General features: G+C 62.8%; 22 protein-coding genes. 11 read left to right on the forward strand and 11 right to left on the reverse strand.

The annotated features are described in order from the left end of the window. Positions 1 to 55: 55 nt before the first annotated feature. A complete protein-coding gene (locus tag ACIPZ8_RS06765; protein ID WP_400720757.1) occupies positions 56 to 574 on the forward strand; it encodes an acyloxyacyl hydrolase in 519 nt (172 codons plus the stop codon). A 69-nt stretch (positions 575 to 643) separates the two neighbouring features. Here the strand turns inward: ACIPZ8_RS06765 and ACIPZ8_RS06770 are convergent, their stop codons facing one another. From ACIPZ8_RS06770 to ACIPZ8_RS06790, 5 genes are all read right to left on the reverse strand, one after another. Continuing rightward, on the reverse strand, positions 644 to 1,342 hold the full coding sequence (locus ACIPZ8_RS06770; protein ID WP_400720760.1) for an SDR family oxidoreductase: 699 nt from the start codon (positions 1,340 to 1,342) through the stop codon (positions 644 to 646). After that, positions 1,339 to 2,781, reverse strand: a complete 1,443-nt coding sequence (gene phrB / locus ACIPZ8_RS06775) for a deoxyribodipyrimidine photo-lyase (RefSeq protein ID WP_400720763.1) — start codon at positions 2,779 to 2,781, stop codon at positions 1,339 to 1,341. Before phrB ends, ACIPZ8_RS06770 begins: the two co-directional genes overlap by 4 nt. Beyond that, on the reverse strand, positions 2,772 to 3,671 hold the full coding sequence (locus ACIPZ8_RS06780; protein WP_400720766.1) for a MerR family transcriptional regulator: 900 nt from the start codon (positions 3,669 to 3,671) through the stop codon (positions 2,772 to 2,774). Before ACIPZ8_RS06780 ends, phrB begins: the two co-directional genes overlap by 10 nt. Next, positions 3,661 to 4,629: a YbgA family protein gene (locus tag ACIPZ8_RS06785; protein ID WP_400720769.1), complete on the reverse strand. Its 969-nt coding sequence runs from the start codon at positions 4,627 to 4,629 to the stop codon at positions 3,661 to 3,663. Before ACIPZ8_RS06785 ends, ACIPZ8_RS06780 begins: the two co-directional genes overlap by 11 nt. A 108-nt stretch (positions 4,630 to 4,737) precedes the next feature. Then, positions 4,738 to 5,724: an NAD(P)/FAD-dependent oxidoreductase gene (locus ACIPZ8_RS06790; RefSeq protein ID WP_400720772.1), complete on the reverse strand. Its 987-nt coding sequence runs from the start codon at positions 5,722 to 5,724 to the stop codon at positions 4,738 to 4,740. Between the two features lie 187 nt (positions 5,725 to 5,911). On the opposite strand from ACIPZ8_RS06790, the gene ACIPZ8_RS06795 reads away from it, so the two are divergent. Beyond that, positions 5,912 to 6,817, forward strand: coding sequence for a TIGR01777 family oxidoreductase (locus ACIPZ8_RS06795; RefSeq protein WP_400720775.1), 906 nt, complete (start codon positions 5,912 to 5,914; stop codon positions 6,815 to 6,817). A 13-nt stretch (positions 6,818 to 6,830) separates the two neighbouring features. Next, positions 6,831 to 7,844, forward strand: a complete 1,014-nt coding sequence (gene hemH / locus ACIPZ8_RS06800; protein WP_400720778.1) for a ferrochelatase — start codon at positions 6,831 to 6,833, stop codon at positions 7,842 to 7,844. A 45-nt stretch (positions 7,845 to 7,889) separates the two neighbouring features. Here the strand turns inward: hemH and ACIPZ8_RS06805 are convergent, their stop codons facing one another. Together ACIPZ8_RS06805 and upp are read right to left on the reverse strand one after the other, a co-directional pair. Further along, positions 7,890 to 9,155 carry a uracil-xanthine permease family protein gene (locus ACIPZ8_RS06805; RefSeq protein WP_400720780.1) on the reverse strand — a complete coding sequence of 422 codons (1,266 nt, stop codon included), beginning with the start codon at positions 9,153 to 9,155 and terminating at the stop codon, positions 7,890 to 7,892. Positions 9,156 to 9,157: 2 nt separating this feature from the next. Next, complete coding sequence (gene upp, locus ACIPZ8_RS06810) at positions 9,158 to 9,796, reverse strand: uracil phosphoribosyltransferase (protein WP_011532223.1); 639 nt, start codon at positions 9,794 to 9,796, stop codon at positions 9,158 to 9,160. 161 nt (positions 9,797 to 9,957) lie between these two features. On the opposite strand from upp, the gene ACIPZ8_RS06815 reads away from it, so the two are divergent. From ACIPZ8_RS06815 to ACIPZ8_RS06830, 4 genes are all read left to right on the forward strand, one after another. Continuing rightward, positions 9,958 to 10,515 carry a hypoxanthine-guanine phosphoribosyltransferase gene (locus tag ACIPZ8_RS06815; protein WP_400720783.1) on the forward strand — a complete coding sequence of 186 codons (558 nt, stop codon included), beginning with the start codon at positions 9,958 to 9,960 and terminating at the stop codon, positions 10,513 to 10,515. A 2-nt stretch (positions 10,516 to 10,517) separates the two neighbouring features. Continuing rightward, complete coding sequence (locus ACIPZ8_RS06820) at positions 10,518 to 10,991, forward strand: WbuC family cupin fold metalloprotein (RefSeq protein ID WP_400720786.1); 474 nt, start codon at positions 10,518 to 10,520, stop codon at positions 10,989 to 10,991. A 52-nt stretch (positions 10,992 to 11,043) separates the two neighbouring features. Further along, positions 11,044 to 11,514 carry a hypothetical protein gene (locus tag ACIPZ8_RS06825; protein ID WP_294331004.1) on the forward strand — a complete coding sequence of 157 codons (471 nt, stop codon included), beginning with the start codon at positions 11,044 to 11,046 and terminating at the stop codon, positions 11,512 to 11,514. Positions 11,515 to 11,581: 67 nt separating this feature from the next. Then, positions 11,582 to 11,872 carry a PA4642 family protein gene (locus tag ACIPZ8_RS06830; protein WP_027918322.1) on the forward strand — a complete coding sequence of 97 codons (291 nt, stop codon included), beginning with the start codon at positions 11,582 to 11,584 and terminating at the stop codon, positions 11,870 to 11,872. Positions 11,873 to 11,927: 55 nt separating this feature from the next. Here the strand turns inward: ACIPZ8_RS06830 and mqo are convergent, their stop codons facing one another. Together mqo and ACIPZ8_RS06840 are read right to left on the reverse strand one after the other, a co-directional pair. Beyond that, positions 11,928 to 13,433: a malate dehydrogenase (quinone) gene (gene mqo / locus ACIPZ8_RS06835; protein WP_400720789.1), complete on the reverse strand. Its 1,506-nt coding sequence runs from the start codon at positions 13,431 to 13,433 to the stop codon at positions 11,928 to 11,930. Between the two features lie 605 nt (positions 13,434 to 14,038). Next, a complete protein-coding gene (locus ACIPZ8_RS06840; protein ID WP_400720791.1) occupies positions 14,039 to 14,272 on the reverse strand; it encodes a hypothetical protein in 234 nt (77 codons plus the stop codon). A 145-nt stretch (positions 14,273 to 14,417) separates the two neighbouring features. On the opposite strand from ACIPZ8_RS06840, the gene ACIPZ8_RS06845 reads away from it, so the two are divergent. Beyond that, complete coding sequence (locus ACIPZ8_RS06845; RefSeq protein WP_054887481.1) at positions 14,418 to 15,002, forward strand: YajG family lipoprotein; 585 nt, start codon at positions 14,418 to 14,420, stop codon at positions 15,000 to 15,002. 70 nt (positions 15,003 to 15,072) lie between these two features. Here ACIPZ8_RS06845 and ACIPZ8_RS06850 read toward each other — a convergent pair whose 3' ends face one another. Further along, positions 15,073 to 15,279 carry a hypothetical protein gene (locus tag ACIPZ8_RS06850; RefSeq protein ID WP_060484531.1) on the reverse strand — a complete coding sequence of 69 codons (207 nt, stop codon included), beginning with the start codon at positions 15,277 to 15,279 and terminating at the stop codon, positions 15,073 to 15,075. A gap of 160 nt (positions 15,280 to 15,439) precedes the next feature. On the opposite strand from ACIPZ8_RS06850, the gene ACIPZ8_RS06855 reads away from it, so the two are divergent. Then, a complete protein-coding gene (locus ACIPZ8_RS06855) occupies positions 15,440 to 15,700 on the forward strand; it encodes a hypothetical protein (RefSeq protein ID WP_400720795.1) in 261 nt (86 codons plus the stop codon). 36 nt (positions 15,701 to 15,736) lie between these two features. On the opposite strand, the gene ACIPZ8_RS06860 is transcribed toward ACIPZ8_RS06855, so the two are convergent. Further along, positions 15,737 to 16,906: a 1-acyl-sn-glycerol-3-phosphate acyltransferase gene (locus ACIPZ8_RS06860; RefSeq protein WP_400720798.1), complete on the reverse strand. Its 1,170-nt coding sequence runs from the start codon at positions 16,904 to 16,906 to the stop codon at positions 15,737 to 15,739. A 122-nt stretch (positions 16,907 to 17,028) separates the two neighbouring features. On the opposite strand from ACIPZ8_RS06860, the gene ACIPZ8_RS06865 reads away from it, so the two are divergent. Both ACIPZ8_RS06865 and ACIPZ8_RS06870 read left to right on the forward strand, forming a co-directional pair. Then, a complete protein-coding gene (locus ACIPZ8_RS06865) occupies positions 17,029 to 17,211 on the forward strand; it encodes a CPXCG motif-containing cysteine-rich protein (protein ID WP_027918329.1) in 183 nt (60 codons plus the stop codon). Beyond that, the gene (locus ACIPZ8_RS06870; RefSeq protein WP_400720801.1) at positions 17,211 to 17,471 is read left to right on the forward strand and encodes a putative signal transducing protein; all 261 of its coding nucleotides are present in this window, start codon (positions 17,211 to 17,213) and stop codon (positions 17,469 to 17,471) included. The genes ACIPZ8_RS06865 and ACIPZ8_RS06870 overlap by 1 nt, the downstream gene beginning before the upstream one ends. Positions 17,472 to 17,482 lie beyond the last annotated feature (11 nt).

The following is a 17,482-nucleotide window of genomic DNA, read 5'->3' on the forward strand; positions in this document are numbered from 1 at the left end:
TTTGCCTCATACAAGGCGAACACGAATAACAGCATCAGGAATAAGGAAGTTTCCCATGAAGAAACGGCTCGGTCTGGCGGCAGTTGCCGCTTTTACCCTGGGGCACGTGATGGCAGCGCAAGCGGCCGATGTATCGTTTTCGGTGGGGCAGACCGGTGATTCCACCATGGTCTACCGACTGGGCCTGCAGTCCAACTGGGAGGCGAGCTGGTGGCAGACCAGCGTCGGCCGGCTGACGGGCTATTGGGACGGCGCCTATACCTACTGGGAGGGTGACGAGACGTCGAGCAACCATAGCCTGTCGTTTGCGCCAGTGTTCGTCTATGAGTTCGCCGGGAATTCGGTCAAACCCTATATCGAAGCAGGGATTGGTGTGGCGGCGTTTGCCAATACCGAGGTCGAAAGCAACGAGCTAGGCTCGGCTTTCCAGTTCGAAGACCGGATTGGTTTCGGCCTGCGCTTTGCCGGTGGTCATGAGGTCGGGGTGAGGGCGATTCACTATTCCAATGCCGGGCTCAAGAACCCTAACGACGGTGTCGAGAGCTACAGCCTGCATTACCGCATGGCGCTGTGATTTCTCCTGTGCCGGCCTCTTCGCGATCCGACTTGTCCCGCGAAGAGGCCGGGCCTGGAAATGCACAACTTAGCGGGACAATGGCCACAAGCTGTTGATATCCAGCACCTCCAGCACCAACTCTGGTTCGCGCAACGCCAAGCGAGAGATCAGCTCATCCGCCGCGCTCTGCGGCGTCCAGGCATCCGGTACAGCCTGCACGGAAGTCACGGGTGTCTTCAGCGACTGCGGTGCCACCACGGTCAGGTCGATCCCCTGGTCCTTCAACGCCTGGCGCTGCTCACGTGACCACTGCGGCACATTGTTCCAGCCCGCCGACACCTGCGTCGGCGAGTAAAGCTGCAAGGCCGAATAGCGGTTGAAAATCGCCATTACCTGGGGCTGATGCCCCTTTGCCAATAACGGTTGCGCACTGGCGAGGCAATGCTCGCCAGCCAGTTGGTTGTCATTGACGATGGCCTCGAACAGGTCGCTGTCCGCCACGTTGTCGGCCAGATAGTCACTGGTCCCGCCGTTGATGATCAACACGTCCAGCGAGCACCAGGCGTGGCATATCTGCTCTGCCGCGCTGGCGGCCATGCCTTCTTCATGCAATTGCCAAGGCAGGCTTAACAGCCGGCTGCCATGGCGCACGGCCAGTGCCTCCAGTTCCTCGCCTCCCTTGCTACTTGCGGCAACCCGGTGCCCTCGCTCGAGCAACCGCTCCACCAGGGCCAGACCCAGTCCGTTACTGGCCCCCGTAACCCAGAAACTACGCGAGTTGTTCAAGATACTGCCCTCTGATCCTGCCGGCGTGGTAGGCCCTTGAAGGCTTCCAGTGCACGCTGGCGACTGCTTCCGAGATCGACAATCGGACTGTGATAGGAATTATTAGCAAAAAGATCCGCAGACTTCACGGGCTGGTGGATGGATTTTTCATCCAGGCCCCGCAATTCCGGTAGCCAGTGGCGGATGAAGCGACCTTCGGGGTCGAACCGCTGCGACTGGGAAACCGGGTTGAAGATACGGAAATAGGGCACTGCGTCGGTGCCGGTGGAGGCACTCCACTGCCAGCCACCATTGTTGGCAGCCAGATCACCGTCTATCAGATGGCGCATGAAATGCCGTTCGCCCAGGCGCCAGTCGATCAGCAGGTTCTTGCTGAGGAACATGGCGACGATCATGCGCAGGCGGTTGTGCATCCAGCCGGTGTGCAGCAGTTGATGCATGGCGGCGTCGATGATCGGGAAGCCGGTACGCCCTTCCTGCCAGGCCTTGAAGTCGTCCGGCGCATCGCGCCAGGGCAGGGCTTCGGTCTGGCTGCGGAACGCACGATGCCGGGAGACCTGTGGGTAACCGGTCAGGATGTGCTTGTAGAACTCGCGCCAGAGCAGCTCGTTGATCCACGTCTGGACGCCGCTGTTGCCACTGTCGAACTCGCCACGGTTGCTGGCGAGGGCGGCATGCAGGCATTGGCGGGGCGAGATCACGCCTGCGGCCAGGTAGGCTGAAAGCTGGCTGGTACCCGGCTTGGCCGGGAGGTCGCGCAGGTGCCCATAGTCCTCGACCGTTTCATCGACAAAGCGGGCAAGCCGCGCCTGCGCTTCGTCTTCACCGGCGGGCCAGTATTCGCTGAGTGTGCGGGCAGGTTTGTCGAAGCCTTCGATATGCTGCGGGATCGGGTCGCTGGTGATACCCAGCGGCTGCTGGGGCTTTACCGGCCGGGCCAGTGACGGCAGGCTGCGGTGCAGGTGTTCCAGGCAGACTTTCCTGAACTGGGAGAAGACCTGGAAGTAGTCGCCGCTGCGGGTCAGGATGGTGCCCGGGCGGAAGAACAACTGGTCCAGGTAGCTGTGGGCGCGGATGCCGGAATCCTCCAGCAGCTTGCGCGTGGCTGCGTCGCGACGCTCTTCGTTGATGCCGTATTCATCGTTCCAGTGCACCGCCTTGATACTGTGCTGGCGGCAAACTTCGAGCAGGGTGGCCGGTGCCTGGTCCCAGGTGTCGATCGTGCGCACCAGCAGCGGGATATTCAGCGGGTCCAGCGACTGACGCAGCTGGCGCAGGTTGCGCAGCCAGAAGTCGACCTTGCAGGCGGCGTCGTCGTGGGCCTGCCATTGGCCGGGGCTGGCCAGCCACAAGGCCACGGTTGGGCCGCGTTCGCAGGCGACGCTGAGGGCGGAGTTGTCATTGATGCGCAGGTCGCTGCGCAGCCAGATCAGTTGCATGGTGCACTCGTCTCTACAGGCCGGCGGACATTGCCTTGCAATACACGCAAGGCTGCCTGCGGGGTGTCGAACAGGAAAAGGTCGGGCAGATCGAAAGCGTGCAGCTGGGCCTGATGCAGGGCGAGGGTGGCGCCGCCCAGCAGCTTGGTCCCGGCAATGCCCTGCAAGGTGCGCAGCAAGGCGCTGGCATCGATACGTGGGCCAAGGTGCATCAGGACTGCCCGTGGTTGCAGGGTGATCACGGCGCGTTGCAGCTGCGCGCCACCCACCGGTTGCTCAAAGACCTCCACGGGGATGCCATTGCTGCTCAGCAGCCAGGCGCATAGCCACAGGCTGGGGTCGAACGGGCGCTCGCTGTCTTCACAGAGCAGCACGGCTGGCCCTTGCAACGACTGATTGTCGTGGTACACCCGTGCCCCTAGCTTGCTGCGCAGCCAGGTGTGGAAAAACACCTGTTCAAGGCGCGCGTTGAAGTGGCTGCGCCAGCGAACGGCGACGGATTCCAGTAGCGGCAGCAGCAACTGTTCGCACAGCGTCACGGCGGGGTACAGGGCCATGACCTGGTTCAGTTGCTGATCGAGGCTGCGTTGGGAAAGATGGGCGATGGCTTCGATCAACTGCTGCTGGCGCGGTTGCCAGTCGCCCATCGGTGCCCGCTCTACCGGCTGGTCGAGCAGTTCGCGTACCTGGCCGACCGAAGCACCGCGTTCAAGCCAGGCGAGAATCGCCTGCACCCGCTCGAGTTGGTCTTGCCCGTACAACCGATGCCCCTTGGCGGTGCGTTGCGGCTTGAGCAGGCCATAGCGGCGCTCCCAGGCGCGCAAGGTGACTGGGTTGACGCCGGTGCGCCGGGCCAGCTCGCCAATCGGCACAAGTGTTTCAGACAGCATTGCGCAGGCCCAGGCTGTCGGGGTGCGGCTGCAGGTAGGTCTGCTGCTGCAGGTAAGGATCAGGATGCTTGCGCAGGTGATGCTTGAGCAGGGTCAGTGGCACCACCAGCGGTACCACGCCTTGCTGGTACTGGCCGATGATGTGCTGCAGTTCGGCCTTGTCCTGCTGTGTCAGCGAGTCCTTGAAGTAGCCACTCAGGTGCTGCAGGACGTTGCAGTGGGTGCCCCGGCTGGCGCAACGACGCAGCGCCTGCATCAGCTGGCTGAAATAGCGGGGCCCGATCTGCTCGGGGTCATTCTCCCGGCTCATGCTGCCCAGCAGGCGGCCGAGCTGGCGATAGGCCTGGGGGTTGTTCGCCATCAGCAGGTACTTGTAGCGCGAATGGAAGCGTACCAGGGCGCCACGGCTCAACCCTTGCGCCAGCAATTGCTGCCAGTCGGCGTAGGCATAGACGCGGCTGATGAAGTTTTCGCGCAGTACCGGGTCGTGCAGTCGACCTTCCTCTTCGACCGGCAAGTCGGGGCGACGGGCGCAGAAGGCCGCAGCGTAGGCGCCTGTGCCACTTTGCCGGGCAGGGTGACCGTTGTCCTGATAGACCTTGACCCGCTCCAGGCCGCAGGAAGGGGACTTCTGCATGAAGATGTAGCCACAGATGTCATCGAGCTCATCGGCCATCTGCTCGCCATAGGTGCGCAGTGGGCCGGTCAGATCCATGCCCGGGTTGCGCGTGCCGACCACGGCTGGCCGCGCAGGGTCACCCACCAGGCGTATCGGGTCGCGTGGCACGCCCAGGCCGATGGCGACCTCAGGGCACACCGGTCGCCAATCGAAATGCGCTTGCAGGTGTTCACGGCACAGATCGGAAGCCTTGTGCCCGCCGTTGTAGCGCACACTGTGGCCGGTCAGGCAGGCGCTGATGGCGATACGGGGCTTATGTGCGGTGGCAGGTTCGTGCATGGCTGTCTCCGGGAAACTTGTACATGGAAGCAAACGCGTACAAGTTCATTCCAGCACAGCCAGAAACTTATGCAAACTAGTATTTTTGTATAGCTTTGCCGAACGTTGTTATTCGAGATGTTCCAGCAGCCGTCGCGCGGCTTCCTGGCCACTGAGCCAGGCGCCTTCGACGCGGCCTGACAGGCACCAGTCGCCGCAGGCATACAGGCCTTGGTCGGCATCGGCCAGTGCGCCCCATTCGTGGTTGCTGGTCGGCCGCGCATACAGCCAGCGGTGGGCCAGGGCAAAGCTCGGCGCCGGTACCACGCAGCCGACCAGCTCGGCGAATTCCCCCCACAGTTGCTCGATCACCTCTTCCTTGGCCAGGTCGATGTGCTGCTTGCTCCAGTCGGACGTGGCATGCAGCACCCAGGTGTCGAGGTGCTCTTCACGGCCAGGTTTGCTGCGGTTGCGGGCCAGCCAGCCGAGCGCGTTGTCCTCTACGAAGCAGCCTTGCATCGGCGTCTCCAGCGGTGTCTGGAAGGCCAGGGCGACGGCCCAGGTCGGCTCCATCTGCACACCGGCTGCCACGGCGGCGAGCTTGGGCGTGGCGGCCAGCAACTGGGTGGCCTGGGGCGCGGGGACGGCGATCACCACGCGGCTGAACGGGCCATGGCTGCAACCTTCGGTGTCCTGCAGGTGCCAGAACTGCTTGCCGCGGAACACCTCGGCGATACGGCAGCCGAAGTTCACCGTGACGTCCTTGAGCAGGCCGCGGGTGATGGCGCTCATGCGCGGCACGCCGACCCAGCGGGTCTGTTCGTCGGGGGAGGGGGTGAGTTCGCCATCACGATAGTTGTACAGCTGCGGCTTCCACTGCTCGGCCCAGCCGGCGGCGACCCACTGCTGCACCTGTTCGACGAAGCGCCGGTCGCGGGCAGTGAAGTACTGCGCGCCAAGGTCCAGGGCGCCCGCTTCGCTACGCTTGCTGGCCATGCGCCCGCCACTGCCGTGGCCTTTGTCGAACAAGTGGACGGACTGCCCGGCCTTTTGCAGCGCCTGGGCGGCGGACAGGCCGGCGATACCGGCACCGATGATGGCAATAGGTACTGTCATGATGGCCTCTTCGAACCTTGCTGTAGGCAGACTACGCTGTCAGGCAAACCTGTACAATGCACAATCTTTGTATAAGGTTATTCCGCATCATAGGTATGTTGGCCTATGGTTATCCGAGAGCGATGGGTCTGGAAAAGTGCCTTGTTCTTAAAAATAGACCATGGCCGCACGCTGCGAGGACACAGCCATGCATATATTGCTGACAGGTGGTACAGGGTTGATCGGCCAGCACCTTTGCCAGTATTGGCTCGGCAAGGGCTATCGCCTGACCGTGTGGAGCCGGCGCCCTGAACAAGTGCCGCGATTGTGTGGCAACGGTGTGCGTGGCGTTGGCCGGCTGGAGGAAGTGGGCGCCGATGAGCAGCTGGACGCGGTGGTCAATCTGGCCGGTGCGCCGATCGCCGATCGGCCCTGGTCAGCTGCGCGTCGCAACCTGTTGTGGGCCAGCCGCATCACGCTCACCGAGCAACTGCTGGCCTGGCTGGGCAGCCGTGAACAGCGCCCCGAGGTGCTGATTTCCGGCTCCGCCGTGGGCTGGTACGGCGATGGTGGCGAGCGCGAACTGACCGAAGCCTCGCCGCCGGTTCGCGAAGACTTTGCCAGCCAGCTGTGCATCGCCTGGGAAGAAACCGCACAGCGCGCACAGCCGCTTGGCATTCGCGTGGTACTGGTGCGCACCGGGCTGGTACTGGCCAGTGACGGTGGCTTCCTGTCGCGCCTGCGCCTGCCGTTCAAGCTGGGGCTGGGCGGGCCGTTGGGTGATGGTCGGCAGTGGATGCCGTGGGTGCATATCGACGACCAGATCGCCCTGATTGATTTTCTCTTGCAGCACAAGGATGCCAGCGGTCCTTATAATGCCTGCGCGCCAGAGCCGGTACGCAACCGCGACTTCGCCAGGCAGCTGGGGCGCGCCCTGCACCGGCCAGCGTTCGTGCCCGTGCCCGGCCTGCTGCTCAAGGCCGGCCTCGGCGAGCTGTCGACCTTGCTGCTCGGCGGCCAGCGGGCGCGCCCGGTGCGCTTGCTGGCGGCAGGCTTCACTTTCCGCTTCAACGATTTGCAATCGGCCCTGGGCAACCTGTCCAGCCGCCTCTGACATAGGACGCTGCATGACCGATCACGCTCTGCTGCTGGTCAACCTGGGCTCCCCGGCCTCCACCTCGGTGGCCGATGTGCGCCGCTACCTCAACCAGTTCCTCATGGACCCTTATGTGATCGACCTGCCCTGGCCGGTGCGGCGTCTGCTGGTGTCGCTGATCCTGGTCAAGCGACCGGAGCAGTCGGCGCACGCCTATGCCTCGATCTGGTGGGATGAAGGCTCGCCGCTGGTAGTGCTGACCCGGCGTCTGCAGGCGGCGATGGTCGAGCACTGGCCGCACGGGCCGGTGGAAGTGGCCATGCGCTACGGTGAGCCGGCGTTGCCCGAGGTGCTGGCGCGCCTGGCTGCACAAGGTGTGCGCAAGGTGACCCTGGCGCCGCTTTATCCACAGTTCGCCGACAGTACGGTGACCACGGTGGTGGTGCAGGCGCAACAGGCCGTCGCCGAGCGGCACTTGCCGCTGGAGCTGCGGGTGCTGCAGCCGTTCTACGATCATGCGGCGTATATCGATGCCCTGGTCGCCAGCGCCAAACCGTACCTGCAACAGGATTACGACCACCTGCTGCTGAGCTTCCATGGCCTGCCTGAGCGCCATCTGAAGAAGCTCGACCCGACCGGCAAGCATGACTTCCAGGCGCAAGACTGCTGCAAGGATGCCAGCGCCGAAATGCGCGCCGTGTGCTACCGCGGGCAATGCCTGGCAACGGCCAAGGCCTTCGCGACGAAGATGGGCATTGCGGATGGCAAGTGGTCGGTGTCGTTCCAGTCGCGGTTGGGGCGGGCCAAATGGATCGAGCCCTACACCGAGACACGCCTGGATGAGCTGGCCAAGGCTGGGGTGAAGAAGCTGCTGGTGATGTGCCCGGCGTTCGTTGCCGATTGCATCGAGACGCTGGAAGAGATCGGCATGCGCGGCAGCGAGCAGTTTGTCGAGGCGGGCGGCAAGGAACTGGTGCTGGTGCCGTGCCTGAATGATCACCCGGAATGGGTGAAGGTGTTGGCAGGGATGTGCGAACAGGTCTGAATCGAGGGGGCCGCTTTGCGGCCCCTTCGCGACACAAGGCCGCTCCTACACATCCAGCTTCTTGTGCTTCCAGCCATCGTTGCCCGGCAGGATCAGGTTCAGGGCAATGGCCACGATGGCGCACAGGGCAATGCCCTTCAGGCCCCAGTCGTCCGGGCCGTCACCGCTACCGATCAGCACGCCGCCGATACCGAACACCAGTGTCACCGAAACGATCACCAGGTTGCGCGCTTCGGCCAGGTCGATCTTGTGGCGGATCATGGTGTTCATGCCCACTGCCGCGATCGAACCGAACAGCAGGCACAGGATGCCGCCCATTACCGGTACCGGTATGCTTTGCAGCAGCGCGCCGAACTTGCCGATGAAGGCCAGGGTGATGGCAAAGACTGCCGCCCAGGTCATGATCTTCGGGTTGTAGTTCTTGGTCAGCATCACCGCGCCGGTCACTTCGGCGTAGGTGGTGTTGGGCGGGCCACCGAACAGGCCGGCTGCGGTGGTGGCCAGGCCATCACCCAGCAGGGTGCGGTGCAGGCCGGGCTTCTTCAGGTAGTCGCGGCCGGTCACGCTGCCGACCGCAATCACCCCGCCGATGTGCTCGATCGCTGGCGCCAGGGCGACCGGGACGATGAACAGAATTGCCTGCCAGTTGAAGGCTGGCGCGGTGAAGTTGGGGATTTCCAGCCACGGCGCGGCGGCGATCTTGGCGGTGTCGACCACGCCAAAGGCGAACGACAGGGCAAAGCCCACCAGCACGCCGGCGATGATCGGTACCAGGCGGAAGATGCCCTTGCCGAACACCGCGACGATCAGCGTTGTCAGCAGCGCCGGCATGGAGATCAGCATGGCTGTCTTGTACGGCATCAGCACGCTGCCATCACCGGCCTTGCCCATCGCCATGTTGGCGGCGATCGGAGCCATGGCCAGGCCGATGGAAATGATCACCGGACCGATGACTACCGGCGGCAGCATGCGGTCGATGAAGCCGGTGCCCTTGATCTTCACCATCAGGCCCATGAAGGTGTACACGAATCCTGCGGCCATCACACCGCCCATGGTCTCGGCCAGGCCGAACTGGCCCTTGGCGAGGATGATCGGGGTGATGAAGGCAAAGCTCGACGCCAGGAATACCGGGACCTGACGGCCGGTGACCAGCTGGAACAGCAGGGTGCCGATGCCGGCGGTGAACAGCGCCACGTTCGGGTCGAGGCCGGTGATCAGCGGCATCAGCACCAGCGCGCCGAATGCCACGAAGAGCATCTGCGCGCCCGAGACGACCTGGCGCCAGAGCGGGTCGTTGAAGCCGTCCTGCATGGTCAGGCGTCCTTCTGCTTGGTGCCGAAGATCTTGTCACCGGCATCGCCCAGGCCTGGGACGATGTAACCATGCTCGTTCAGGCGCTGGTCGATCGAGGCGGTGTAGATCTGAACGTCCGGGTGGGCTTTCTCCACCACCTCGATACCTTCTGGTGCGGCGACCAGCACCATGGCGCGGATCTCCTTGCAACCGGCCTTCTTCAGCAGGTCGATGGTGGCGACCATCGAGCCGCCGGTGGCGAGCATCGGGTCGATGATCAGGGCCAGGCGCTGGTTGATGTCCGGCGCGAGCTTTTCCAGGTAGGTGTGCGCTTCGAGGGTTTCCTCGTTGCGGGCAACGCCGACGGCGCTGACCTTGGCGCCCGGAATCAGGCTGAGCACGCCGTCGAGCATGCCGATGCCGGCGCGCAGGATCGGTACCACGGTGATCTTCTTGCCGGCGATTTTTTCAACTTGCACCTTGCCGCACCAGCCGTCGATCTCGTAGGTTTCGAGGGGCAGGTCCTGGGTGGCTTCGTAGGTCAGTAGCGCGCCGACTTCCTGGGCGAGTTCGCGAAAATTCTTGGTGCTGATGTCGGCACGGCGCATCAGGCCGAGCTTGTGGCGGATCAGCGGATGGCGGATCTCACGAGTAGGCATAGGGGGCTCCGAAAGGCGGGCAAAAAAACCGCGCTAGATTAATCTATTCAGCCTTTGCTGTCGTGCAGTCCTTTTGCACGTTAGTCCATAAATGCTTGATCTGTGACGAGCGGATGCGTACCTTTGCCCGCTTTTCCAAAATGCACCCCCTGGAGAGCGCCATGTCCGCCGATCTCGAGCACATCCGTCAAGTCATGCGCGAGGCAGACTGCCTTTACAATGAAGCCGAAGTCGAAGCGGCCATCGCCAAGGTCGGCGAGCAGATCTGCAAGGACCTGCACGGCACCAACCCCGTGGTGTTCTGCGTGATGAATGGCGGCCTGATCTTTGCCGGCAAACTGCTGACCCACCTGCAGTTCCCGCTGGAGGTCTCGTACATCCACGCCACCCGTTACCGCAACCAGACCAGTGGTGGCGAGTTGTTCTGGAAAGCCAAGCCGGAAGTCTCGTTCATCGACCGTGACGTACTGATCGTCGATGACATCCTCGACGAAGGCCACACCCTCAGCGCCATCATCGAGTTCTGCAAGCATGCGGGCGCGCGCGCGGTGCACACCGCCGTGCTGATCGACAAGGACCACGACCGCAAGGCCAGCCCTGGCCTGAAAGCCAGCTATGCCGGCCTGCCATGCATTGATCGCTATATCTTTGGTTACGGAATGGACTATAAAGGCTACTGGCGTAACGCAAACGGCATTTTCGCTGTCAAGGGACTGTAACCATGAGTCAGCCTGCATTCATCGACCAAGTATTGCTTAGCGGGCTGGCGCAAAAAGCCGCCGATGCTCCGCGTCAGCGGCACCATCACAACTTCCACGACATGGAAGACCCTTGCCATCGCCTGGCGATCGGCTTGCAACCCTCGACCTATATCGCACCGCACCGGCACCTGAGCGACGACAAGGCCGAAGCCTTGCTGGCGCTCAAAGGCCGCATTGGCCTGTTGCTGTTCGATGAGCAGGGCGCACTGACCGGTACGCGCATCCTCGAAGCCGGCGGCGAGTGCATGGGCGTGGACCTGCCGCCGGGTGTCTACCATGGCCTGGTGGCGCTCGAAGCCGATACCATCATGTTCGAGTGCAAGGCCGGCCCTTACCGCCAGTTGGTCGAAGGCGAGCATGCACCTTGGGCACCACGTGAGGGTGAGCCCGGCGTGGCTGAATACCAGGCCTGGATGCTCGCGCAGTTCGATTGAGATCTGCCGTTGCCCGCGTGCTAGAGTGCTCCTTCATGCCCAGGAGCCTCACATGCGTGCAATTCTTCCCCTGCTGCTGGCGGTGAGCCTGCCTCTCGCCGCCGCACCGCTGCATAGCCAGTTCCTCCCGCCAGATGACCAGTCCCTGCGCCAGGAAGCGCCGACCAGCCAGCAGTTGCTGCAAGTGACCGACTACTCTGTGGTGGTGGGGGCCCAGCGCCAGTCCGACCAACAGCCGATCCCGATCACCGCTTCGCTGCAGATGCGCCTGAAGGGCAAACCGCTGAGCAAGGGCGCGACGATCAGCCAGGTGCTGCTGAATTTCGACGGCGAGGCCGGCAAAAGCCTCAAGAAACCGGTGTACGACGACAAGACCCGCACCCTGAGCCTCAATTACCCGGTCAGTGACTATCGGGTGATCATGGACCTGCTGCGCAACGAAACGGTCTATGTGCAGTTCCTGACCTACGCCAACGGCCACATCTGGGCCGACCTGCACACCGGCACCGTACGTTCGCGTTGAGGCGTGCCGCCTGTGGGAGGTAAACTGCCGGCCTTCGAAATTCCATGATGGTCAGTTGGAGCCGGCAATGCGCAAAGACAAGAAGCAGGTGATTGGTGACGAAATCAGTGACGACTACATCAAGTCGTTCCTCCAGTTTGAACCGGCCGATGGCGTGACCTCGCCTTCGCACCACAAGCTGATCAAAGGCTACCGCGGCCTGCGTGTCGATGACTTCGAGCGCTTCGTGGGCTTCTTCGTCGAGGCTGGCCTGGACCTGGATGGCAAGGACGAGCACGGCAAGACCTTCGTCGAAGTGATCGCCGACCAGCGCAACGCGCCGGAGTATGTCGAGATCATCGCCAAGGCCCGCGGCTGATAAAGCCCAGGCACAAAAAAACGCCCCGAGGGGCGTTTTTTCGTTTCAGGCCGGCTCAGGCGTAATGCTTGGCCGGGCTGTCTTCCACCAGTTCCAGCGCCACATCGTTGTCGGCACTGATCTTGCGGTACAGCGCTGCATCGGCGGCCAGGGCCTTCTCGCGGGCCGGGAAGATTTCCTTGAGCTTGGCAGCCCAGGCACCTTTGGCCTGCTCGGGGAAGCAGCGCTCGATCAGTTCGAGCATGATCGATACGGTTACCGAAGCACCTGGGGAGGCGCCGAGCAGTGCCGCCAGGCTGCCGTCCTGTGCCGAGACCAGCTCGGTACCGAACTGCAGGATGCCGCCTTTCTTCGGATCCTTCTTGATGATCTGCACGCGCTGGCCAGCCACTTCCAGGCGCCAGTCTTCGGCTTTGGCCTGTGGGTAGAAGCGGCGCAGGGACTCAAGGCGCTGTTCCATCGACTGCATCACTTCGCTGACCAGATACTTGGTCAGGTCCATGTTGTCGCGGGCCACGGCCAGCATCGGGCCGATGTTGCCCATGCGCACCGACAGCGGCAGGTCCATCAACGAACCGTGCTTGAGGAACTTGGTGGTGAAGCCGGCGTAGGGGCCGAACAGCAGCGAAGTCTTGCCGTCCACCACGCGGGTGTCCAGGTGTGGCACCGACATCGGCGGTGCGCCGACCGCGGCCTGGCTGTACACCTTGGCCTGGTGCTGCTTGACGATTTCCGGGTTGTCGCAACGCAGCCACTGGCCGCTTACCGGGAAGCCGCCGAAGCCTTTGCTTTCCGGGATGCCGGACAGTTGCAGCAGCGGCAGTGCCGCGCCGCCAGCGCCGAGGAACACGAAGCGGGCGTCGACTTCGCGGGCACCGCCGCTGTTGACGTCCTTGATGCTCACGGTCCAGCCGCTGCCGTTACGGCGCAGGCCGACGACTTTCTTGCTGTACTTGACCTGCGCGTCGGCGCTGTCGCCCAACACCTTGAGCAGCTTGTTGGTCAGTGCCCCGAAGTTGACGTCGGTGCCTTTGGCCACGCGGGTTGCGGCGATGTGCTGGTCGGCCGGGCGGCCTGGCATCATCAGCGGCATCCACTCCTTCATCACGGCCTTGTCTTCGGTGTATTCCATCTCGGCGAAGGCGTGGTGCTGCTTGAGCAGCTCGAAGCGCTTCTTGAGGAAGGACACACCCTTGTCACCTTCGACGTAGCTCAGGTGCGGGACCGGGTTGATGAATGCACGTGCCGAGCCGAAGGTGCTCTTCTTGCTCAGGTAAGCCCAGAACTGGCGCGAGACCTCGAACTGGGTGTTGATGTGCACGGCCTTCTTGATGTCGATGCTGCCATCGGCGGCCTGGGGCGTGTAGTTCAGCTCGCACAGGCCGGCGTGGCCGGTGCCTGCGTTGTTCCAGGGGTTGGAGCTTTCCGCGGCTCCGGAGTCCATTGCCTCGACGACCTCAAGCTTCAGGGTCGGGTCAAGCTCCTTGAGCAGTACGGCCAGGGTGGCACTCATGATGCCCGCGCCTACCAGTACCACATCAACCGATTCGTTCTGCGCCATTTAACGCGTCTCCACAATCTACAGCTACCTAATTGACAGCATAGGACCACTGGGGTTGCCAGGATCGCCATGTCCGACTCTTCGCAGTTCTTGCAACTTCCGCGGACACCGCCAATCAGTCTTTGGGTTCAGGTATTGAACGCCGTTTGCCACAGGTGCGGCAATTCGACTTATGGTCAAGGTGTCGTGCGTGCGCTATGGAACGACTTCAGGCACTCATCCGGGATGAGTACTGTTGCCGCCTGTTCAGGGCTGTTCGGGACACATCTGCCGCTTTTGCACATGCCAGACTGTTCATTTGCTCGCCACACTCTCGTGAAGTTGTGAAAAACCGTTTTTTCACGCTCTTTTGGAGACGTGAACCTCAAAAGGGGACTGCGCGATGGCAACCCACAGGTTCATGCAGTGCGAAGGGCCGGAAAAGCAGGCACGACAGCCGATGCAAGACCTGAGTGGAAGGCTCTCTGTGGGCGAAGCGGGTGAAGGTGCCGGGGTCAAACGGCGAATGCGGGGCCCGATCAGGAGACGTCCTTATAATCGGGGGGAGATTATAACGATGTCGCGGGCAGAAAGGTCGTAATTCGTGGTTTTTATTGCAGCGTTTGTCAGGCCGCGAGGATGCGCTGGTGCCAGCGGCGGCTTGCGCGGGCGCAAACCCGGGCTTCGGCGGGCAGTTCGCGGCCCAGCCAGGCCAGCTGGATTTCGCCGATCTGCACCCATCCGCTACCGCTGGGTGCCTGGCTGCATTGCTTGAAGGCCAGGCATTTGCCTTCGCCGTCGAGGCGGGCGTAGGCATTGTGGCGCGGGCGTTGGCAGAGCAGTGTCCAGAGCGAGGCCATGGCGGTGCGTCCTGTGCGTTTGGGCTTGGCACAAGGATAAGGGCGCGGCCATGAAACGATTGTGACAAGCGGGCCGGACCGATGACTGGTCCCTGCCAGGCTGGGTATACTGTGGGCCTTTGCCGTATTTTCTGGAGAAACGCGCATGTTGCAACGTCTGTTGTTCGGTTTGATTGCCGTGGCCAGCCTCAGCCTGGTCGGTTGTGCCCACAGCCCGCAACAACTCAGCCCGCAACCCACGCTCAAGGCTCAGCTCGCACCGGTCGGCCACGGCCAGCCGGTGGTGGTCAAGGTGGTTGATGGGCGTGCTTCGCAGTCCCTGGGGACCCGTGGTGGCATGTACCCCGAGACCAGCACCATCAGCGTCAGTGGCAATGATGTCGTGCCCAAGCTGCAGGCCCAGGCCGAAGCTGCCGTGCGCCTGCTCGGCTTCACCCCGACGCCGAACGCCTACAACGCACCGCAGCTGACCGTGACCCTGGCCGAACTGAAGTACCAGTCGCCGAAAGACAACCTGTACGTGACCGAAGCCACCATCGGCGCCACCTTCCGTGCCGATGTGCAGAATGCCAGCCGCCGTTACAGCGGCCGCTACGGTGCTTCGCTGGACCAGCGTTTCGGCATGGCGCCGAACCAGGACACCAACACCCAGCTGGTGGGCGATGTGCTGAGCGATGCACTGACCCGCCTGTTCAAGGACCCGACCATCGGTCAGGTGCTGGGCGAATAAGCCTCACGCTGCAAACGAAAAACCCGCTACCTGAGTGCCAGGTAGCGGGTTTTTTGTTGTCTATACCCGGCTAGGCGGCTTCTATGTGGAAATCCAGCAAGCTGACGCCGGTGCTTGCATCCACCTCGGGCAGGTCCTCGTGCACATGCCCGCCCAGCGCGCAGTAGACCAGCCACTGGCGGTCCTGGACATTGATGGCAAAACCATCGATCAACGCCTGCTGCTCATCGCTCTGAGCCACGAGATAGAGACGGTCCTGGTTTTCGGCGTGCAGCATCAACAAGCTCCGGTACGGGAAAAGGCCGATAGAGTGGCCTGCCCTGATGACGAGCATGTGACAGATGAAATCAAGTGACACTTTGTCGCCAAGACCGGGCGGGCGGGTCGGACTCCGGTAGAATGCCGGGCTTCGCTGTGGCTATGACCGAGGTTGCGTGATGTCGTTGCAAGTGCTCTGGGGCATTCTTTCTGCCCACCCTACCAAGCTGATCAATCTGCTGGCGCTGTTGCTGACCTGCCCTGGCGGGTTGCTGCTGCAGAGTGCGCGGCGGCGTGAGGTGAGCAGCCGTGAGCGCCTGGCCGTGGAAGAGGGGGCGGTGGATGCCTTCGACCAGCGCGTGCCGCGCTACTACTACATCCTCGGGTTTTCCTGCCTGGCCATGGCGCTGCTGCTGTCCTGGTTCAGCACCTGGATCTGAAACCCTTGGGGCCGCCTTGCGGCCCCAGCGGATTGATCAGGCGACAGGCGCCTGCTGCTTGACCTGATACTGGTTGCGCACTGGCGTCGCATACTGCAGCACCAGGTATGGCCGTTGCTCCTCGGGGCAGGCATCCAGGCGGCGCTGCCATTCTTCCCTGGCCTTGGCCAGCTCTTCGGCCGGGAACACCTTCTCGGCGCTCGGCACCTGCAGTGCCTCGTCCTTCTCGCCCCACATCGCATAGGCCAGGTAGTGCACCGGGAACAGGCGGTAGCCGCCGAGGATCTGCCGGTCGGTTTCCTGTGCCAGCTGCTTGGTGTCCTCGTAGTACTCGGTTACCGGCGGGGCGAAGTGGATGTGCACCCGGCCCTTGTAGCCGGTGATGCCCTTGGCGATGCTGTTGTCGTCCTCGCCCGGTGCCTTCTTGTAGGTGCCGGTGGTGGCGCGGATGTACAGCTCGCGGGCCTTGGCCTGGTCGCAGGGGTCGTATTCGTAGCTGATCGACACCGGGATCAGGTTCAGGCTCTGGATCACCGCGCCGAACGGCTCGTCCTTGCGGCTCATGTGGAACATCTTGAGGATCGCCGAATCGGTACGGTCATCACCGTCCTTGGCGCGGCCTTCGGCCTGGGCGATCCAGATCGACGCGCCGTCATTGCGGATCGAGTGGTTGATGTAGGCCGAGAGCAACTGGTAGGCCGCAAGCTTTTCGCGGCGGCCGCTGATCGAACGGTGCACGATGAAGCTCTTGTTCAGGCGCATCATGTCGCTGACGAACGGCTTCTGCAGCAGGTTGTCGCCGATGGCGATGCGCGGTGTCGGCAGGCCGGCGTGGTACACCGCATAGTTGACGAAGGCCGGGTCCATGACGATGTCGCGGTGGTTGGCCAGGAACAGATAGGCCGTGCCCGACTTGAGCTGTTCGACGCCGGAGTAAGTGACGCCGTCGGTGGCGCGCTCGATGGTCTGGTCGACGTAGTACTCGACTTTGTCCTGCAGGGTCGACACGCAGGTGACGCCGGCAAATTCCTTGCGCAGGCGCCGGGCGATCAGCGGCTTGAGCAGCCAGCCAAGGGGGCCGGCCGCGCGCGGGAATTTGAAGTGGGTGAGGATATCGAGGAATGCCGGGTCGCTGAGCAGGCGTGCCAGAACGGCAGGGACCTCAGCATCGTCGTACGGTCGGATGGCATCGAATTCGCCCATCATGCTCTCTTGTTGGAAACGGCTAGGGTAATAAGGTAAGGGTTGGCCCCGAAAAACGGCTCGGGCACACGCAAGCCCTGTAAACAGACCGGCAATTATACGCACAAGTCACCCCGGAGGCCGCGATGCTCGAACAAGCGTTCTACGATTGCCCTTATTGTGGTGAGGAAGTCGAAACGACAGTGGACCTGTCCGGGGGGGATCAGGAGTACATCGAGGACTGCCAGGTGTGCTGCAAGCCTATCCGCTTCGTGCTGCAGGTTCATGGCGACGAATGGATGCTGGATGTCTACGGTGAGAACGACTGATGCGGCGAATCTACGAACCGGAAAACCTGCTGGAAGCCGAAATGCTGGTGGGCATGCTCGTCAGCGAAGGCATCGAAGTGCACCTGGTTGGCCGTGACCTGATCGGCGCTGCTGGTGAGTTGCCATTGCAGGGGCTGCTCGGGCTCGCGGTGCCGGACCAACAGGCCGAGTACGCACGGCAACTGATCGATGCGTACAATGGTGCCCAGCCGCTTGCCGGCGACGAGCCGGAGAGTCATCCCGGTACCTTGATCTGCTAGGTTCTGAATTC

The sequence above is a fragment of the Pseudomonas sp. NPDC089422 genome, assembly GCF_044749405.1.
Classification (GTDB): Bacteria; Pseudomonadota; Gammaproteobacteria; order Pseudomonadales; family Pseudomonadaceae; genus Aquipseudomonas.

Bases quoted from the DNA above. Each gene is read 5' to 3' on its own strand.
- ACIPZ8_RS06765 (WP_400720757.1), top strand. From the start codon at position 56: ATGAAGAAACGGCTCGGTCTGGCGGCAGTTGCCGCTTTTACCCTGGGG.
- phrB (WP_400720763.1), bottom strand. From the start codon at position 2,781: ATGCAACTGATCTGGCTGCGCAGCGACCTGCGCATCAATGACAACTCC.
- ACIPZ8_RS06780 (WP_400720766.1), bottom strand. From the start codon at position 3,671: ATGCTGTCTGAAACACTTGTGCCGATTGGCGAGCTGGCCCGGCGCACC.
- ACIPZ8_RS06785 (WP_400720769.1), bottom strand. From the start codon at position 4,629: ATGCACGAACCTGCCACCGCACATAAGCCCCGTATCGCCATCAGCGCC.
- ACIPZ8_RS06790 (WP_400720772.1), bottom strand. From the start codon at position 5,724: ATGACAGTACCTATTGCCATCATCGGTGCCGGTATCGCCGGCCTGTCC.
- ACIPZ8_RS06795 (WP_400720775.1), top strand. From the start codon at position 5,912: ATGCATATATTGCTGACAGGTGGTACAGGGTTGATCGGCCAGCACCTT.
- hemH (WP_400720778.1), top strand. From the start codon at position 6,831: ATGACCGATCACGCTCTGCTGCTGGTCAACCTGGGCTCCCCGGCCTCC.
- ACIPZ8_RS06805 (WP_400720780.1), bottom strand. From the start codon at position 9,155: ATGCAGGACGGCTTCAACGACCCGCTCTGGCGCCAGGTCGTCTCGGGC.
- upp (WP_011532223.1), bottom strand. From the start codon at position 9,796: ATGCCTACTCGTGAGATCCGCCATCCGCTGATCCGCCACAAGCTCGGC.
- ACIPZ8_RS06815 (WP_400720783.1), top strand. From the start codon at position 9,958: ATGTCCGCCGATCTCGAGCACATCCGTCAAGTCATGCGCGAGGCAGAC.
- ACIPZ8_RS06820 (WP_400720786.1), top strand. From the start codon at position 10,518: ATGAGTCAGCCTGCATTCATCGACCAAGTATTGCTTAGCGGGCTGGCG.
- ACIPZ8_RS06825 (WP_294331004.1), top strand. From the start codon at position 11,044: ATGCGTGCAATTCTTCCCCTGCTGCTGGCGGTGAGCCTGCCTCTCGCC.
- ACIPZ8_RS06830 (WP_027918322.1), top strand. From the start codon at position 11,582: ATGCGCAAAGACAAGAAGCAGGTGATTGGTGACGAAATCAGTGACGAC.
- mqo (WP_400720789.1), bottom strand. From the start codon at position 13,433: ATGGCGCAGAACGAATCGGTTGATGTGGTACTGGTAGGCGCGGGCATC.
- ACIPZ8_RS06840 (WP_400720791.1), bottom strand. From the start codon at position 14,272: ATGGCCTCGCTCTGGACACTGCTCTGCCAACGCCCGCGCCACAATGCC.
- ACIPZ8_RS06845 (WP_054887481.1), top strand. From the start codon at position 14,418: ATGTTGCAACGTCTGTTGTTCGGTTTGATTGCCGTGGCCAGCCTCAGC.
- ACIPZ8_RS06850 (WP_060484531.1), bottom strand. From the start codon at position 15,279: ATGCTGCACGCCGAAAACCAGGACCGTCTCTATCTCGTGGCTCAGAGC.
- ACIPZ8_RS06855 (WP_400720795.1), top strand. From the start codon at position 15,440: ATGTCGTTGCAAGTGCTCTGGGGCATTCTTTCTGCCCACCCTACCAAG.
- ACIPZ8_RS06860 (WP_400720798.1), bottom strand. From the start codon at position 16,906: ATGATGGGCGAATTCGATGCCATCCGACCGTACGACGATGCTGAGGTC.
- ACIPZ8_RS06865 (WP_027918329.1), top strand. From the start codon at position 17,029: ATGCTCGAACAAGCGTTCTACGATTGCCCTTATTGTGGTGAGGAAGTC.
- ACIPZ8_RS06870 (WP_400720801.1), top strand. From the start codon at position 17,211: ATGCGGCGAATCTACGAACCGGAAAACCTGCTGGAAGCCGAAATGCTG.